This window comes from Ferruginibacter albus, from assembly GCF_020042285.1.
GTDB classification, from domain to species: Bacteria; Bacteroidota; Bacteroidia; order Chitinophagales; family Chitinophagaceae; genus Ferruginibacter; species Ferruginibacter albus.
Genome location: NZ_CP083388.1, coordinates 974,862 through 991,905, shown reverse-complemented (window position 1 = coordinate 991,905; position 17,044 = coordinate 974,862). Strand labels below are relative to the sequence as shown.

The following is a 17,044-nucleotide window of genomic DNA, read 5'->3' as shown; positions in this document are numbered from 1 at the left end:
ACCAACAGAAATATCGTCTGCTTCTCAAACATCATGTGGGAAAGTGATTACGCAAAAACCATTGCGGAATTGATGAAAGTGTTTGCGGAGCAAAATAACGTATTGTATGTTGACAATGCCTATACCATAAAAGAGATCGTAGAAGGTATTACGGGCAAAAAGAACATTCCATTTAAAAGAGCATTTGGACTAACAAACAGGGTTCGTAAATTAAAAGTAAGTGATAAGGCAGACGTTTACGTACTAACACCTCCCGTTATTCTCACTATCAATTTTTTACCAAAGGGTTTTATTTATAACCAGCTTTTAAAATTTAATGGATGGTTGATAAGAAGAAGTACCAAACGTTGGTTGCGCAAATTAAATATGACCAACGAACTTGTCAATGTAAATGCATTCAGCCCGGGCTTGGGAATAGTGAATAAAAGAATGCTGAATGAAAAAACATTGATCTATCATTGTTACGATGAAATAGGCGCTGCTACCTGGCTAAAAAAACATGGCGAATGGCTGGAGAAAGCGTTCATGCAAATTGCGGATGCCACTATTGTTACATCACAAGGGTTATACGAAAAGAAAAAAGAATTTTGCCGCTCTTGCTTTTTAGTAAAGAACGCTGCTAATATCGAATTATTCAACAAAGCTTACAATCCCGCTATCAGCAGTAAAAAAACAGTAGGCTATATTGGTAGCATTGATGAAAGATTGGATTATGAATTGTTAGCGTATGCAGCAAAACAATTACCCGATGTTGATTTTGTTTTTGTAGGAAGAATAGTAGACAAGCAGGGTGAACAATTGTTAAGCCAATACAATAACGTAAAGCTTGTCGGTGCAAAAAAATTAGAAGAATTGCCCGATTATGTAAAGAATTTTTCTTTAGGGATCATTCCATTTGCTATTAATGAGTTCAATAAAGGTATTTATCCTTTAAAAATCAACGAATATCTTGCAGCAGGTTTACCGGTTGTAAGCACCAACTTTAGTTACCTCGATGAATTTAAAAATGTGATCAGTATTGCCGATGATAAAGAAATGTTTCAAAACTTTATTGTTGCTGAATTAACCAATGACTCCATCGAAAAAAAAGCAATACGCATGGAAGTAGCGAAGCCAAACACCTGGTATCATCGTGTCGATCAATTCTCAGACATTATAACTTCTCTGGAAAAAAACAAATGATCCGTGGCAGATTTTCTCTGTACACTCCTTATCTCTGTGAGATATTTTTCCTTTAAATTTGTGGCACAATGCCCACAGCTCCTCACATAAAATTGCTGGAAGATGCTATCACAGATACGCTTACGCAGGACCCTTGCGCATTGATTGTATGGAATGATGAAGTGAACACGTTTGAATGGGTAATTGAAACATTAATGGATATTTGTGGTCATGACGAATACCAGGCAGAACAATGTGCGATGATCATTCATACAAAAGGTCAATATGCTGTTAAACAAGATAGCTATGATATATTAAAACCAATGTGCGATGCCATTACCGAAAGAGGTATTGGCGCTACAGTTGAAATGCTTGTTTAATTTTTGATGTAACATTAGAAGTTACAGCTGATTATTTAACTTCTCTACTAATGATTATCCTCTCTCCTACTTCATTTGAATTTCCCGACGTATCATCTGCAGAAGAAGATGGCTTGCTGGCTATCGGCGGAGATCTGAGTATTGAGCGCTTATTATTAGCCTATAAGAACGGTATCTTCCCCTGGTATAATGAAGATGAGCCCATTCAATGGTGGTGCCCTGATCCTCGTTTTGTTTTATTCCCAAATGAATTAAAGATCAGTAAAAGCATGCGGAATGTTCTAAAGAAAAATAATTTCTCTTTTACCATTAATAAAGATTTTAAACAGGTAGTTACCAACTGTCAAAGTATTAAAAGAAAAGAACAAGAAGGAACATGGATAAGCAAACCTATCGTTGACGCATACACTAAATTGCATGAACAAGGCTATGCCCATTCTGCAGAAACCTGGTATAACAATGAATTAGTTGGCGGCTTATATGGAATACGATTAGGAAAAATATTTTTTGGTGAAAGCATGTTTAGTAAAATGCCCAATACAAGCAAGTTTGCGTTCATCAGGTATGTACAACATTTAAAAAAAGAAAATGTTTGTTTAATTGATTGTCAGGTATATACTCCGCATTTAGAAAGCCTTGGAGCAAGAATGGTCAACAGAAATGACTTTATGTCATTAGTATATCTTTCTACTTAACATTTATCAAAAAAAGGTATGCGTTGCTGTTATATTAACCATTCATTAGAATAAAAATTTTTTTTAAAATGCATCGCATCGTAAATTTGCGCCCAACTAAAAGAAATGAAAATGAAAAAATTGCTATTTGCGTCTCTTATTTTAATGAGCGCTGCTTTCTCTGCTAATGCACAAAAAGGAAGCATTTTATTGTATGGTAACGTAGGCTTTACAAGCACTACTCCTCCTGTAGGAGATGGTACAACATCTTTTAATTTAACTCCTGGTATCGGTTACCAGTTCAATGACAATTGGACTGCAGGTTTGAACTTTAATGTTGAAACTGTAACAGATCAACCAACGGTATTTGGTGTTGGACCTTTCATTCGTTATGCAAAACCTTTATCTGATATCTTCTCTGTATATGGTCAGTTTGATGCTACCTATACAAGTTATGGTAATTCAGTAAATGGCTTTGGTGCTAAAATTTGGCCTGCAATCGGTGTAAATGTACACAATGGCTTAGCTCTTAACTTCGGTTTTGGTAGCTTAGGTTATAGCAGTGTAGGTGCTTCTGGTGCAAAAAGCAGCACATTCGGACTTAGCTTTGGAAGCGGAGCTACTTTCGGAATTTCTAAAAACTTCGGTGGCGGTAAAAAGAAATAATTGACCCGATACAACTTTAAAATAAGAACCCGCAATTGCGGGTTCTTATTTTTTATAACTATTGTAAAACTATTTTTTTATCGGGATTCAATTCCACAAAAGAATAAATACTGTTGCATATATAATCATTGTCCGAATAAGGATTTAATAAAGCTTTTAATTCATCGCTCTTTTCAATCTTAGATGCTGCAGGTAAATGTCCCATTCCCCAGAAACTTCCGCGTTCAATTAATAAACAAAGTTTTTCATCCTCATTAATACCATCATCAACCACTGCAAATGTTGGCAATTGCTCGTTCAACGCAGTTATTGCCTTCTTTATTTTTTTGTTGTACAGTACAGGAGCATCTAACAATTTTAATTCTTCTTCCGTAAAAGGGTTTTTATCTACAAAACAAAGTTTCCTATCCAGCTTAAACTCTTCTATCATTTTGATCAGCATCACTAATCCTTCGTGCAGTAAATTAAAAGAGTAAAGCGCCTGCAGATGTTTCTTCTTTTTATCAATTGCCAATCGCAGATAACCTTTGTTATCTTCAAACAAATACAACCCAAACTTTTGAACGGGCTGTTTCTGGCTCTTATTATATTTTGGCCATAATCGCTTTATCTCTACACTTTCCAACACTATTGCCTCCAATTCGCTCGCACATTCTTTATGAGATATTTTATGAACATTGCGTAAAAAATTCTGACGCTTTCTACCGGCATCATTTACTGTAAAATGGCTGCTTACCCGTTTACGTAAGTTGATTGCTTTACCTACATAAACAACTTTATTTTTATTATCCAGGAAATAATAAACACCCGGCGTAGCGGGCAATTGCAAAATTTGATTTTTATCTAAATGCAAAGGCAGCCACTGTTCTGATGAAATTTTTTTAAGCATTTGCTCAATATGCGCTATAGCTCCGTTTGCCAACAAATGATCAAACAGTTGAACGGTAGCTTTTGCATCTCCCCCGGCCCGATGCCTGTTTTCAATTACAATATTCAATGATCTGCAAAGATTGCCCAAACTATAAGAAGGTAATCCCGGGAAAACTTTTCTTCCTAAACGCACTGTACATAATTTTCTTATCATCAGATCGTAACCACAAACTTTTAATTGATGGCGTATGAATGAATAATCAAAATTTACGTTGTGCGCTACAAATATCTTGTCTTGCAATAATTCATATAGTGTCGGCGCAATTTCTTCAAATGTCGGTGCATCATCCGTCATTGAATTATCAATACCTGTAAGTGCAGTAATATATCGTGGAATTATTTGTTGTGGGTTGATGAGCGTTTCAAAATGCTTTACTACTTTTTCGCCATCGTGTATAAAAACAGATATCTCGGTAATACCATTTGCAGAAGCATAGCCTCCTGTGGTTTCTATATCTACAATTGCATACATGGGTAACAAATTTAATGCTAAATTAGTTAGCACAAAAATTATATTCCTGCAATTTTTATTGACTTAATCCGGGCAAGAAAATAAAAACCTTTTGGATAAAACCCGCCTGCAATTAGTAATTTTAAAATCATAATGAATATCTATTTCACGTTCACTTTATTGATCTGTTTATCAGCTGGTTTTGCATACCTGAACCAACGGTTCATTAAATTACCTTTTGTCATTGGTCTATTCTTGTTGTCAACAATTTTATCGGCAATAATCATCAGTTCTAAACTATGGTGTAACGTAAACATTGCAGGAATTAAAAATTATATCCATTTCATTCATATCGATAAAATAATTATCAATGCCTTATTAGGGCTTTTGCTCTTTGCCGGCTCATTTCATACTAACTGGCAAAGTTTAAAACAACAAATAAAGCCAATTACAATATTTGCATTAGGAGGCATTTTGCTCTCAACCTTATTAATAGCTGTTAGTCTTTATGGAGTAACACAATTGTTCAACGTGCCGATAGACTTTATCTATTGTTTAATTTTCGGAGCTTTAATATCACCAACGGATCCTATTGCTGTTTTAGGAATTTTAACCAAAGCCAATATTCCTCCAAAAACAGAACACATTATTTTTGGGGAAAGCCTGTTTAACGATGGAATTGGTGTAGTTGTTTTTGTCTCTTTGTTAATTACAGCACAAACCGGAACATTCAGTTTTTTGCATTTTGGAGTATTATTTTTACAGGAAACTGTTGGCGGGATAATAATGGGATTTGCAATAGGATATTTTTTAAATCTGCTTTTAAGATCGATAGATCATTACGAAACGGAGATATTATTGACTATTGCTTTTGTAATGGCAGGCTATTCTTTTTGCAATTACCTGCATACTTCCGGCCCATTGGCAATGGTGGTTATGGGTTTAATGGTGAGCAATTTAAAACAGCATATTATGAGTGATACGACCCAGGAGTATCTTCATAAATTTTGGGAATTAGTAGATGTAGTACTCAATGCAGTACTTTTTATATTAATAGCTTTTATCATCATTGTTATAGACTTTAATACAAGATATATTTTAATTGGGTTCATATCTGTATTTATTGTTTTAATTTCAAGGATCATCATTATTTACTTTCCTCACATGATCTTTCCACGTCTATTAAACCTAACAAACAAAGAGGCAAAGATCATCGTATGGGGTGGCTTACGCGGAGGACTTTCATTAGCAATGGTTTTGTCTTTACCTGACAGCGAAACCAGGAACCTGCTTTTAATAGCCACATATTTTTGTGTGTTGTTTAGTATTATAGTACAAGGACTGACTATAGAAAGATTAGCAAAAACTGTTTAGCAATTTAGCTTTACTGCCCGATTCTTTTTAACTTACTTATAAATTGAACGATATGCTGTTTCAACTTTCAGAAGAACATTTAATGATCCAAAAAGCTGCCCGGGATTTTGCCAATACTGAATGTTTGCCCGGTGTAATTGAAAGAGATGAACTACAGAAATTTCCTAAAGAGCAAATTGTAAAACTGGCAGAGTTGGGTTTTATGGGCTTAATGGTAAAACCTGAGTATGGAGGCAGTGGTATGGACGCTATCAGTTACGTATTGGCAATGGAAGAGATAAGCAAGATAGATGCAAGTGTTAGTGTATGCATGAGCGTTAATAACAGCTTAGTTTGTTATGGCTTGCAGGAATTTGGAACAGAAGAACAAAAACAAAAATATCTTACTCCTTTAGCGCAAGGGAAAAAAGGCGATGAACTATATATCGGCGCCTTTCTATTAAGCGAGCCGGAAGCTGGAAGCGATGCTACCTCTCAACACACGGTTGCCGAAGATAAAGGTGATCATTATTTATTGAACGGTGTTAAAAACTGGATAACTAATGGAAATAGCGCCTCTGTATATCTTGTAATGGCACAAACCGATGCAACAAAAGGCAGTCATGGTATTAATACCTTTATCGTTGAAAAAAATTGGCCGGGTATAACAGTGGGTGCTAAAGAAAATAAGATGGGCATCCGGGGTAGCGATACACATAGCATATCTTTCACTGATGTAAAAGTTCCCAAAGAAAACAGGATCGGCGCTGAAGGCTTTGGATTTAGCTTTGCTATGAAGACCTTGGCCGGAGGGCGTATCGGCATTGCATCGCAGGCACTAGGTATTGCAGGCGGCGCTTATGAACGTGCTGTTGCTTACAGCAAACAGCGCAGATCATTTGGCAAGGAAATAAAAGATCACCAGATCATTCAATTCAAACTGTCCGATATGGCTACCCGAATTGAAGCCTCCCGCTTGTTATGCTTAAAAGCTGCATGGGAAAAAGATCAACATAAAGATTATGCACTTAGCAGCAGCATGGCAAAAGTATATGCATCAGAAACTGCTATGTGGGTTACTACTGAAGCGGTGCAAATTCATGGCGGTTACGGTTATGTAAAAGAATACCATGTAGAACGTTTAATGCGTGACGCTAAAATTACACAGATATATGAAGGCACAAGTGAAGTGCAGCGAATTGTTATTAGCAGGGCGATATTGAAATAGCGATTACACTAATTAAAATTCGTGCAATAAGTTATAATCAATGAATTGACATCCACAAAAATGAGCATCAACTTAGAAAAATACAATCAAATAAAAGAAGAGCTGGAAGGTAAAGCCACATTGGTAGCCGTTTCCAAGACCAAACCTGTTGAAGACATCAAAGCATTGTACGATCTGGGTCACAGAGACTTTGGAGAAAATTATGTTCAGGAACTGGTAGATAAGCAAGCTCAATTGCCTAAAGACATTCGCTGGCATTTTATTGGTCACCTGCAAAGTAATAAAGTAAAATTTATTGCGCCTTTTATTCACTTGATACATGCAATAGATAGCATAAGCTTATTAAAAGAAATAGATAAGCAAGCCGAAAAAGCGAATAGAATCATTGATTTGTTATTGCAGGTTTATATCGCCAAAGAAGAAACCAAATTCGGATTAAGCGACCATGAACTGCAAGCGATCATTCCGCAATTACCAGCGTTCAAAAATGTATCTGTAAAAGGATTAATGGGGATGGCTTCCTTCACTAATGATATGCGCAAAGCAAGAGCAGAGTTCCATCATTTAAAAAACCTTTATCATACTTTGACGATCCATGATTCACGATTCACCATCTTAAGCATGGGCATGAGCAGTGATTATCATGAAGCTTTACACGAAGGAACCAATATGGTTCGTATAGGGAGCTTGTTATTCGGAGAGCGTGAATACCAAAAATAAATTTGTTAAAACTTTTGCCTAAGCAATGGATTTTTGCATGATTATGCATCTTTTACGTTTAATAAAATAACTTTGTTAACATCATGACAGCCGCAGAAGCAACATTTGAAGTAGAAAAGAACAGGAAAGCGTTTATTTATACGCTTATTATCTGCATCGTGCTTTTATTGCTTGCTATTATTATTGGCTGGAAAACAATGCCTCCTCCTGTAGCTCCTGTACAAGATCTGATAGAAGTTAATTTAGGAAATGATAACGAAGGATGGGGGAAAGAGCAGCCCATGATAAAAGGTGAGATGTCTCCCTCACAACAACAGGCAACAGAAGATGTGCCACAGAAAGCAGCCGCAGCACCCGATGCACCTGCCCAAAGTGATAACATAGATGCAGATGAAAGTAATAATAAAGATGAAGCACCTGTTACCAAGGCAGCAAAAACTAAACTGAATTCAACAAGTATAGTTAGCTCTCCTGCAGTTAAAAAACCTACAAAGAGTACTATTCCTACACCCAATCCTACTCTCAAACCAAAAAAGCCTTTGATTCAGCCATATAATGGCCCCGGAAAGGGAAATGGTAATGGCGCTAATGAAGATAATGGATTTCGTAATCAAGGAAATGATCCAAATAGTAAGGGCGATGCAGGCGTTTCAACCGGAACTTTAGGAGGCACAAAAATCATAAAGGGGGATAGAAAAATTATTCGTTATTATTCTTTTAAGGACGATCTTCCTAAAAATACCATTAACGCTATCATTAAAGTATCCGCTGCCGGTAAAGGAACTTTTATTGGCTTTGATAAAAATTCATCGTCAAGAAATAAAGCATATGCTGTTTCAATTGCTCAAAAGCTTTCCCAGATCCAATTTGACAAAGCAGATCATGAATCAACCATAACGGTGCAGTTCAATTTCACAGTAAATTAATTTTCCTTTTATTTAATTTCGATAAATGAATTACGAGCAAACGCTTGATCATCTCTATTCTCAATTGCCAATGTTCAGTCGTATTGGCGCTGCAGCTTATAAAGAAGATTTACACAATACCATTGCTATTTGCAAAGCATTAGATAATCCTCAGCATAAGTTCAAAAGTATTCATATTGCCGGCACCAACGGCAAAGGCTCTACCAGTCATATGCTGGCAGCTATATTGCAACAGGCTGGATATAAAACAGGATTATATACATCGCCACATTTAAAAGATTTTAGAGAACGGATTAAAATAAATGGTGAATTTATTTCCAAAGAATTTATTGTTGATTTTGTTGAAAGAACAAAAGCTCTCAGTGAAAGCATACAGCCTTCATTTTTTGAGTTAACAGTTGCAATGGCTTTTGAATATTTTGCATTGGAGAAAGTAGACATTGCTATTATTGAAACAGGATTAGGCGGCAGATTGGATAGCACCAATGTTATCACTCCTATTCTATCTGTTATTACTAATATTGGTTACGATCATACCAATATTTTAGGGAATACGCTTGAAAAAATTGCATTTGAGAAAGCGGGCATCATCAAAAAAAACATTCCTGTTGTTATTGGAGAATATGTAGATGAAACAAAACCTGTTTTTCTAAAAAAAGCGGAAGAAGAAAAAGCCCCCATCTATTTTGCACAAGACAAATTCAATACTTCTGATCTTCAATTTAAGCTAGAGCTTTTATCATTAAGCGTTGAAGACAGTAATAATAGGAATAAAGAAATATTTGCTTTAGATCTTACAGGTGCTTACCAGGTAAATAATTTATTAACCGTATTAAGCGCCGAAGAAATATTATTACAACAAGGCTTTATAATCAGCAGTGAAGCAGAAAAGTTTGCGTTAGCCAATGTAAAAAAACTAACGGGCTTACATGGACGCTGGGAAGTGATACAGGACAAGCCAATTATTATTTTGGATGTTGGCCATAATGAGAATGGTGTACGCCAGATCGTATCGCAAAGCGCAAACTATATATTACAACATACAGATGCACAATTACATTTTGTAATGGGTTTTGTAAAAGATAAAGACGTAGATGCCGTATTACAATTGTTTCCTAAAGAAGCTAATTACTATTTTACACATTCGCATATTCCAAGGGCATTGCCGGCAGAAGAACTTCAGCAAAAAGCTGCCATCTATCGTTTACAAGGCGATCGTTTTGAAAATGTAAACGATGCTCTTAAAGCTGCCAAACAAAAAGCGAATGAGAAAGACCTGATCGTTGTTTGCGGAAGTGTTTTTTTAGTGGGAGAAGTAAATAATTAATCCCGAATTTATTTCGTTGCTTTTTGTTTTGATCTTCTTACATACAGCACGATGATCAAAATAAGGATAAGCGCAACGAACACATCAAATAAAGAGAAGGTATAGCTTTTATCATTTTTATCGTAGTAAAAATTAGCGGCCGGATTTTTAACAGAATAACAAACAACAATAGAATCTCCTTTGTTTTTATCAAGATCGGCTTTGGCAATGCCGGTATATTTTACGGAATCGATATAAAAGGAATATTTGTAAGAGTGCTTATCAAAGATGGTTACCCATTCTGAATCAATGACAGCAGTAATATACTTTTGATCCTGTATAGCATTATTGATGATCTTCCTGGAAGTATCGTTGCAATCCTTGATCAAAAACAATAACCCTACCAAGGCTAATATGATCAGAATGATCCTTTTCATTTTAATCGCTTTTGAATAAAATAATTCCTTGCTGCAAATATCCTTACGCCATAACAATATTGTTACAAAAACTAAACCATATTATTCAAAAACTCCTGCAGGTCTGCATCTGTTTTAATTAATACATCTCTCGCTTTGCTTCCCTGGTTAGCGCCTACAATACCAGCCGCTTCCAATTGATCCATTAAACGTCCGGCACGATTATACCCCAGCTTCATTCTACGTTGTAACAGAGAGGTACTACCCACCTGGCTGGCAACAATCAGCTTAGCGGCATCTTCAAACAAAGGATCTTTATCACTTGCATCAAAGTCCCTGCTTTCTAACTCTTTTTCATCCACATATTCAGGTAATAAGAAAGGTTGCGGATAACCACGTTGTTCCCCTATAAATTCAACGATCTTATCTACTTCAGGTGTGTCAACAAATGCACATTGCAAACGCACCAGTTCACCATTGTAACTTACCAGCAGATCTCCTTTACCAATTAGCTGCTCAGCACCGCCGGCATCTAAAATAGTACGACTATCGATCTTACTGCTTACTTTAAAACCAATACGAGCCGGGAAGTTTGCTTTGATGGTACCTGTAATGATATTTACACTTGGACGTTGTGTAGCAATGATCAAATGCACACCTACGGCACGGGCTAACTGCGCCAAACGTGCGATCGGCATTTCTACTTCTTTACCGGCTGTCATAATAAGATCCGCAAACTCGTCTACTACCAACACAATAAATGGTAAGAACTGATGTCCCTTTTCTGGATTCAATTTACGAGCCGCAAACTTTTCGTTGTACTCACGAATGTTTCTACAGCCTGCCTCTTTCAACAGGTCGTAGCGGTTATCCATTTCAATACATAAAGCATTCAGTGTATTGATCACTTTTTTGGTATCAGTGATGATCGCATCTTCTTCGCCGGGCAACTTTGCTAAGAAATGATTTTCTATAGCACGATAAATACTTAACTCTACCTTCTTAGGATCTACCAATACAAACTTTAATTGCGATGGATGTTTTTTGTACAGCAACGAAACCAATATTGCATTTAATCCAACGGATTTACCTTGTCCCGTTGCACCTGCCATTAATAAGTGTGGCATACTTGCCAGGTCAACGATAAAGTTTTCGTTATCGATCTTTTTACCTATAGCAATCGGTAGTGCAAAATTGTTGTTTTGAAATTTATCTGAAGCCAGTAATGTCTTCATGCTTACGATCGTTTTCTTTGCATTCGGCACTTCAATACCGATGGTACCCTTACCGGGTATCGGCGCAATGATACGTATACCTAATGCTGCCAGGCTTAGTGCGATATCATCTTCCAGATTTTTAATTCTTGAGATACGGACACCGGCAACAGGAATGATCTCATACAAGGTTACCGTTGGTCCAACTGTTGCAGCTATCTTTTGAATTTCTATATCGTAATTGCGAAGTGTGCTGATGATCTGGTTCTTGTTATTCTCCAGCTCATTGGGATCCTGCACTATTTTTTCACTACCATGATTTTCCAACAGATCCAAAGTAGGATATTTATAATCACGCAGATCTAAAACAGGATCGTAAGGTTTAGATGCCGCTACTTTTTGTACTGCCGACATTACAGGAACCTCCTCCTCTACTTTATCAGGTACTGTTTTTATTTCCAGTTCCAATGGTGATGCCGGCGCTTCTTCTTTTGCTTTTACAACAGGCACCGGTTTTACTACAGCAGGTTCTATTGCTAATGGAATTTCTTTTGATTCTATTGGCTTTTCTTCTTCTTTCACAGCAACGGGCTCTTCTTCTTTCTCAATTATTTTAATATCATCATTAAAGGCGGGCCTGGTATCACCTAAAGGATTCATCATCCCGGCATTGCCTTTTAAGAAATTACCTTTTACTTCTTCGGATATAGCATTTTCTTCCGGTGTTATTTCATCAACAGCAACTGCCGCCTCTTCTGCCACGGCTGCATTTATTGGCTGTACATTCTTTTTTGCAGTGAAATTAAATGCAGGATTAAATCGCCAGATAATATATGACAGCACGGCAACGATCAATATCGCAAATGTTCCAACTTCCCCCAAAATATTGAACAGCCAATCCCTGCTCATATTCCCTACTTCTCCGCCCCAGGGAAAAAGCTTACCATTGAACACTACTGCAAATCCAACACTTAACACTACCAGTCCGATCAATACATATTTAATATTGCGGGCAATAGAAAAAACTTTTCTACCAAAAAATAAATTAATGCTAAGGGTAAAAAAGAAAGTGCAGATCAAGAAGGATGCTATTCCAAATCCTTTGCGAATAAAAAAGTCTGAGAGGAAAGCGCCAAAGGTTCCCAGCTGATTGTTTACTTTAATATCGTTTACCAACAACAGGTGAATGCCCTGGTTAATTACTTTATCCTGGTCTTCATCCCAGGTAAATAAATAAGAGGTGAATGCTACAAATAATAAGAACGCTACGAGCATACATATTGCACCTGCAATTTTATGTGTGCGCTCGTCTTTCAGCAATTTTTTTACTTCTACCTTTTCTACGGTTTCAGTTTGCAATGCGTCGGCTTCTGCAGCTTTGGGTTTAGTAGTTTTTTTCTTAGTTGCCATCAGTGACAAAGATATAGAAAAGCATTAGTGCTATTTTAGGGTAATACACAGGGAATGTTAAAATGTTAATTCTTTTTTTGCAGGTCTTTGTTAGCTCTTTTCCTTACTTTTTGTCTTGAAACAAAAAGTAACAAAAAATTCAAGGCAGGAACGATGACCGCCCCTTTCCTGCCGTACAGCTATGTTCGGCTTTTGTATTGCTGTAAACTCTGCTTTTAAATTCTATTCTTAGGGTTGAGGAGTATATCTTAAGGATCGTCTTCGACAAGCTCAGACTGACACTCTATATTTTGAGACAGACCAATAAACAACAGAAAAAGTAACCCCCAAAAGCCGCCGGCTGTAGAATCGAAAAACCTTACTTGTTTTTAGCTACTGCCAAAGCCAATAATAACCAACCCACAATAAAACAAAGTCCACCTAAAGGAGTGATCAAATAAAGCCATTGCCATTTTGGGGAAGGAGGCGCATCTGCTTCAAAGAAAGCGAGATAATACAATGAACCGCTGAAGAATACAATGCCTGCGGTAAACAATCTTGCAGACCATTTTAAGAGATTGTTGCCAACCTCTTTATATAAAATGCCTACTGCCAGCAATGCAAATACATGGTAGAACTGGTAGGTAACGCCTTTTTGAAATATTTCAATTTGCTCTGCTCTTATCATTTGCTTTAAACCATGTGCTGCAAAAGCGCCGAGCATTACCGCTACGGCACCTAATAAAGCGGCAGTGAGGAGGATATTTTTATTCATTGTGTGTAAAAAAGAAAAATTAATTGCAAATGTAGAGATTACCGGAGATTTTATTTTCCATATGCCTGATAAAGCTTCCATCGGTTCCAGTAACGCTTCCATCGTTCAAGGTCTTTCTTCCGCCTGACAGGATTTAGTTTCCATTGATCATGATACAGTTTCCATTGAACCGGGTAAGGTTTCCATCGGTCAAGATTTCATTTCCATCGGTCAGAATTTTGCTTCCATGTGTGCGGATAGAGCTTCCATAGGTCCTGATAGGATTTCCATCGACCGATAGCGTTCTTCCTCGATCCCTACCGCATCTATAATAGATGATACACAATAAAAATCCGAAATAAAAAAGTCAATACTCAGTTTTTAGGTAGGGTTTATCCTGATGAATAGATGTAGCCTTTTTTATTACATTTACCGTTAAAAGCTCTATAATGAAGTACTTCTTATTTGTTGTTCTGCTCTTTATTTCACGCCAATCAAATAGTCAAACATTGACGCATTCTTATTTAACCGGAAAATGGGAAACTTCTATGGATAACACTATTTTCCCTTTTGACATGACACTTGATTTTTCTCAGAAACCTGATACTGTTTTATGGACTTTTAAAAATGATAAAGCGTTTAATAAGGCTTGGGTTCCTTATACTTTAGATTCACTAAAAAATTTAATTACGTTTATTGGTCAAGGTACTATACCCACTATGATAGACACTTTTAATATTATAAATAGTGATAGATTTAGATGGGAACATATGATTGGGGATAGTTCAATTATATTCAAAAGGACTAATTAATTCTCCCATTTTCTAACACGTTAAAAAAAATAACTTTCAAAGTAGCGCACCACCCATTCTTTGAGAGTAATGCATAATAATATATATTTACGTGTAATGCATCCAGAGTATGAACTTCGTAAATATTTTGGCTTCCAAATTTGACTTTTTACATTTCCTGAAGGTAGCTATAGTTGAAGTGATTTATTGTTTGACAATTTATTTTTGTTATGCGATATTTTCTATGTTATTTTTCGGAGAAGGAGCAAATAGTTTCATGTATACTACAACAAATGGTTTTATTTACCTGGGACTAATTATTCTTCTACCTACAATCTTCAACTTGTATAAATTTTTTAAGTACTATAAAGGTGGGCTGTTTTCAAAATCAAAGAATTATCTTGTGACCCAGGCAATATTGACAATCGCATTTATATGGATTGTAGTAGTATTGCACTGGATCTTTTGATAGCTGGACGAATAATTCCAATCCTCCAAAGCTCTGCTAGTTGTCTGTAATTAAACTTAATTTAAAATGGACAAAAAATATAAAGCCGATGACATTCAGATATTATCTACCGGTGAAGCCATTAGAATGAGACCCCAATTGTATTTTAACAAATGCTTCCAGGAAAAATCTTTAAATAGTTTACCATTTGAGGTTTTATGTCACGCATTTGATGAGTATTTTGACGGAGTTTGTAAAACAATTGAAATAATTATTGCAAATGACAGTTTCATAGTAAATTATGACGCCGGTATTTCACTAGAGAATAAATATGATGATCTTACTAAGGCTGAAATTATTATGACGCGGATCTTTGCTTGCAGAAACGAGAAAAAACATCTTGCTGTGGGTGAAGAGTTTTGTAGTTTAGGAATGGCGACAATAAATTTTGCTGCGGAACAAAGTGAATTGACTACTGTTTGCAATGGCATAAAGGGACATTATGTTTTTAAAAACGGTATAACAGTGTCGAGAGCGATAGAATCGGTACCAGCACAAAATGATTTTACAAAAATTTTCATAAAACCAGACAAGTCAATCTTTGAGAACTTGAGATTTACATTTGATGGTGTTACTGAAAAAGCAAAACAAATCAATTCAAGGCTGACAGACTTAAACATTATTATTCGCAACAACATTCAAGTAGAATAACTGCAATTTAGATCGCTTCTATTTCAAGCGGAACAAGAGTATTAAGACCTTCTTATTTCTATTATCATTAATACGCATGTACAATGTTTTCACCATTAGCTATACGATATAAAATAAAATCAATCTCCTTTCTTTTCCTACTTTTTATCTCCTCTCCTTCTTTCTCTCAACAAATAAACTATGGTAATAACCCATCAGCAGGCAATTACAAACTCATCAACGGCATAAAATTATATTATGAAATTTATGGAAAAGGCGAACCTGTTTTATTGATACATGGTAATGGCGGCAGCATAAGCTCTTTTAAAAATAATATCCCCTACTTCGCTACAAAATATAAAGTGATCACAGTTGACAGTCGTTCGCAGGGCAAGTCTTTAGATGCTGGAGATTCCATAAGCTTTGAATTAATGGCGAACGATTTTATTACCCTGCTGGATAGCTTACAAATAGATTCCTGCAATGTAATTGGCTGGAGCGATGGTGGTATTACTGCTTTGATCATGGCAATGCGTTATCCTTCCCGAATAAAAAAGATAGCCGCCAGCGGTGCCAATATTATTCCTGATTCTACAGCATTGAGCGCCGGCTTGTATAAAGAAATGCAGGAGGAATATAACCGGAAGAAAAATATGGATTTGTACAAATCATCAACAGAAAAGAATGAGTGGAAATTATTTTTATTGGATTATTTTCAGCCCCATATAAATTTTTCAGAGCTGGCTGCTATAAAATGTCCGTCATTAATTATATGTGGAGATAGAGATCTTATCCGTTTGGAGCACACCATAAAGATCTATCAAAACATTCCTAACGCCTGGTTATGGATAGTGCCCAACAGCGGGCATGGTACATTAATTGAACATGCAGATGAATTCAATAAAAAGGTAGATGAATTCTTTAGTAGAAAATGGTAGCATGTTTCAAACCTATATGAATACCTTTGAACGATCAAATTATAACAGCATGCAACAAGCTTACCTACACCCCACCTACGAAGCAGGCAAAGCATTATTCAATAAAAATATTAAAGGAGCTATTATTAATCTGAACCTGATCAAGCTAAAAGAAACTGCCGATTATTCAACAACTCCGCATTTAGATCCGGGCAAACCAATAAGCGGACTGGAAGCCTATAATTTATACATCAAAGAAGCATTACCATTTTTAAAAGCTTCCGGTGGTGAGATCTTATTTATTGGAAAAGGCGATTCTTTTTTAATAGGTCCTGCTGATGAACACTGGGACATTTGTATGCTGGTGAAACAAAACAGTGTTCAGGATTTTTTTTCGTTTGAACAAAACCCTGAATACATGAAGATCACAGGACATCGGACCGCCGCTATTGAAGACGCAAGATTATTACCGTTGGAAGAATATATTTTAAATAACAAGTAAACAAAATCGATAACACCTTGTTAAAGTGCTTTATTGGAATGTAGCAACGGCTCTTTCACATTCTATTAGCATCATTCGGTTTATTGATTCCCTATTTTGCAATTCGTTTCGGGAGCTTAGTTATTTAT

At 36.3% G+C, this 17,044-nt stretch carries 17 protein-coding genes; 13 read left to right on the top strand and 4 right to left on the bottom strand.

Features of this window, described 5'->3' with window-relative positions:
- The first annotated feature begins 33 nt into the window (after positions 1-33).
- From K9M53_RS04440 to K9M53_RS04425, 4 genes are all read left to right on the top strand, one after another.
- Positions 34-1,182, top strand: coding sequence for a glycosyltransferase (locus tag K9M53_RS04440; protein ID WP_224018391.1), 1,149 nt, complete (start codon positions 34-36; stop codon positions 1,180-1,182).
- A gap of 68 nt (positions 1,183-1,250) precedes the next feature.
- Complete coding sequence (locus K9M53_RS04435; protein WP_224018390.1) at positions 1,251-1,541, top strand: ATP-dependent Clp protease adaptor ClpS; 291 nt, start codon at positions 1,251-1,253, stop codon at positions 1,539-1,541.
- Positions 1,542-1,591: 50 nt separating this feature from the next.
- A complete protein-coding gene (aat, locus tag K9M53_RS04430; protein WP_224018389.1) occupies positions 1,592-2,236 on the top strand; it encodes a leucyl/phenylalanyl-tRNA--protein transferase in 645 nt (214 codons plus the stop codon).
- 111 nt (positions 2,237-2,347) lie between these two features.
- Positions 2,348-2,881, top strand: a complete 534-nt coding sequence (locus K9M53_RS04425) for a porin family protein (RefSeq protein ID WP_224018388.1) — start codon at positions 2,348-2,350, stop codon at positions 2,879-2,881.
- Positions 2,882-2,939: 58 nt separating this feature from the next.
- On the opposite strand, the gene K9M53_RS04420 is transcribed toward K9M53_RS04425, so the two are convergent.
- Positions 2,940-4,283, bottom strand: a complete 1,344-nt coding sequence (locus tag K9M53_RS04420; protein ID WP_224018386.1) for an exonuclease domain-containing protein — start codon at positions 4,281-4,283, stop codon at positions 2,940-2,942.
- Between the two features lie 132 nt (positions 4,284-4,415).
- Here K9M53_RS04420 and K9M53_RS04415 point away from each other — a divergent pair, with 132 nt between their 5' ends.
- The 5 genes from K9M53_RS04415 to K9M53_RS04395 all read left to right on the top strand — a co-directional run bounded on the left by K9M53_RS04415 (position 4,416) and on the right by K9M53_RS04395 (position 9,816).
- Positions 4,416-5,636 (top strand): cation:proton antiporter, encoded by a 1,221-nt coding sequence (locus tag K9M53_RS04415; protein WP_224018384.1) that lies wholly within the window; start codon positions 4,416-4,418, stop codon positions 5,634-5,636.
- A gap of 52 nt (positions 5,637-5,688) precedes the next feature.
- The gene (locus tag K9M53_RS04410; RefSeq protein ID WP_224018382.1) at positions 5,689-6,843 is read left to right on the top strand and encodes an acyl-CoA dehydrogenase family protein; all 1,155 of its coding nucleotides are present in this window, start codon (positions 5,689-5,691) and stop codon (positions 6,841-6,843) included.
- 60 nt (positions 6,844-6,903) lie between these two features.
- Complete coding sequence (locus K9M53_RS04405) at positions 6,904-7,563, top strand: YggS family pyridoxal phosphate-dependent enzyme (RefSeq protein ID WP_224018380.1); 660 nt, start codon at positions 6,904-6,906, stop codon at positions 7,561-7,563.
- 83 nt (positions 7,564-7,646) lie between these two features.
- Entirely contained in the window at positions 7,647-8,489 is an 843-nt protein-coding gene (locus K9M53_RS04400; RefSeq protein ID WP_224018378.1) for a hypothetical protein, read from the top strand.
- A gap of 25 nt (positions 8,490-8,514) precedes the next feature.
- Positions 8,515-9,816 carry a bifunctional folylpolyglutamate synthase/dihydrofolate synthase gene (locus K9M53_RS04395; RefSeq protein ID WP_224018376.1) on the top strand — a complete coding sequence of 434 codons (1,302 nt, stop codon included), beginning with the start codon at positions 8,515-8,517 and terminating at the stop codon, positions 9,814-9,816.
- Between the two features lie 8 nt (positions 9,817-9,824).
- Here K9M53_RS04395 and K9M53_RS04390 read toward each other — a convergent pair whose 3' ends face one another.
- From K9M53_RS04390 to K9M53_RS04380, 3 genes are all read right to left on the bottom strand, one after another.
- Positions 9,825-10,232: a hypothetical protein gene (locus K9M53_RS04390; protein WP_224018374.1), complete on the bottom strand. Its 408-nt coding sequence runs from the start codon at positions 10,230-10,232 to the stop codon at positions 9,825-9,827.
- Positions 10,233-10,303: 71 nt separating this feature from the next.
- Positions 10,304-12,835, bottom strand: a complete 2,532-nt coding sequence (locus K9M53_RS04385; RefSeq protein WP_224018372.1) for an FtsK/SpoIIIE family DNA translocase — start codon at positions 12,833-12,835, stop codon at positions 10,304-10,306.
- Between the two features lie 358 nt (positions 12,836-13,193).
- Positions 13,194-13,691 carry a DUF423 domain-containing protein gene (locus K9M53_RS04380; protein ID WP_224018370.1) on the bottom strand — a complete coding sequence of 166 codons (498 nt, stop codon included), beginning with the start codon at positions 13,689-13,691 and terminating at the stop codon, positions 13,194-13,196.
- 326 nt (positions 13,692-14,017) lie between these two features.
- Here K9M53_RS04380 and K9M53_RS04375 point away from each other — a divergent pair, with 326 nt between their 5' ends.
- The 4 genes from K9M53_RS04375 (at position 14,018) to K9M53_RS04360 (ending at position 16,916) form a co-directional block, all read left to right on the top strand.
- Entirely contained in the window at positions 14,018-14,380 is a 363-nt protein-coding gene (locus K9M53_RS04375) for a hypothetical protein (RefSeq protein WP_224018368.1), read from the top strand.
- A 514-nt stretch (positions 14,381-14,894) separates the two neighbouring features.
- Entirely contained in the window at positions 14,895-15,518 is a 624-nt protein-coding gene (locus K9M53_RS04370; protein WP_224018366.1) for a hypothetical protein, read from the top strand.
- An 83-nt stretch (positions 15,519-15,601) separates the two neighbouring features.
- Positions 15,602-16,435, top strand: coding sequence for an alpha/beta fold hydrolase (locus K9M53_RS04365; protein WP_224018364.1), 834 nt, complete (start codon positions 15,602-15,604; stop codon positions 16,433-16,435).
- The gene (locus K9M53_RS04360; RefSeq protein ID WP_224018362.1) at positions 16,410-16,916 is read left to right on the top strand and encodes a DUF1330 domain-containing protein; all 507 of its coding nucleotides are present in this window, start codon (positions 16,410-16,412) and stop codon (positions 16,914-16,916) included. Before K9M53_RS04365 ends, K9M53_RS04360 begins: the two co-directional genes overlap by 26 nt.
- Positions 16,917-17,044 lie beyond the last annotated feature (128 nt).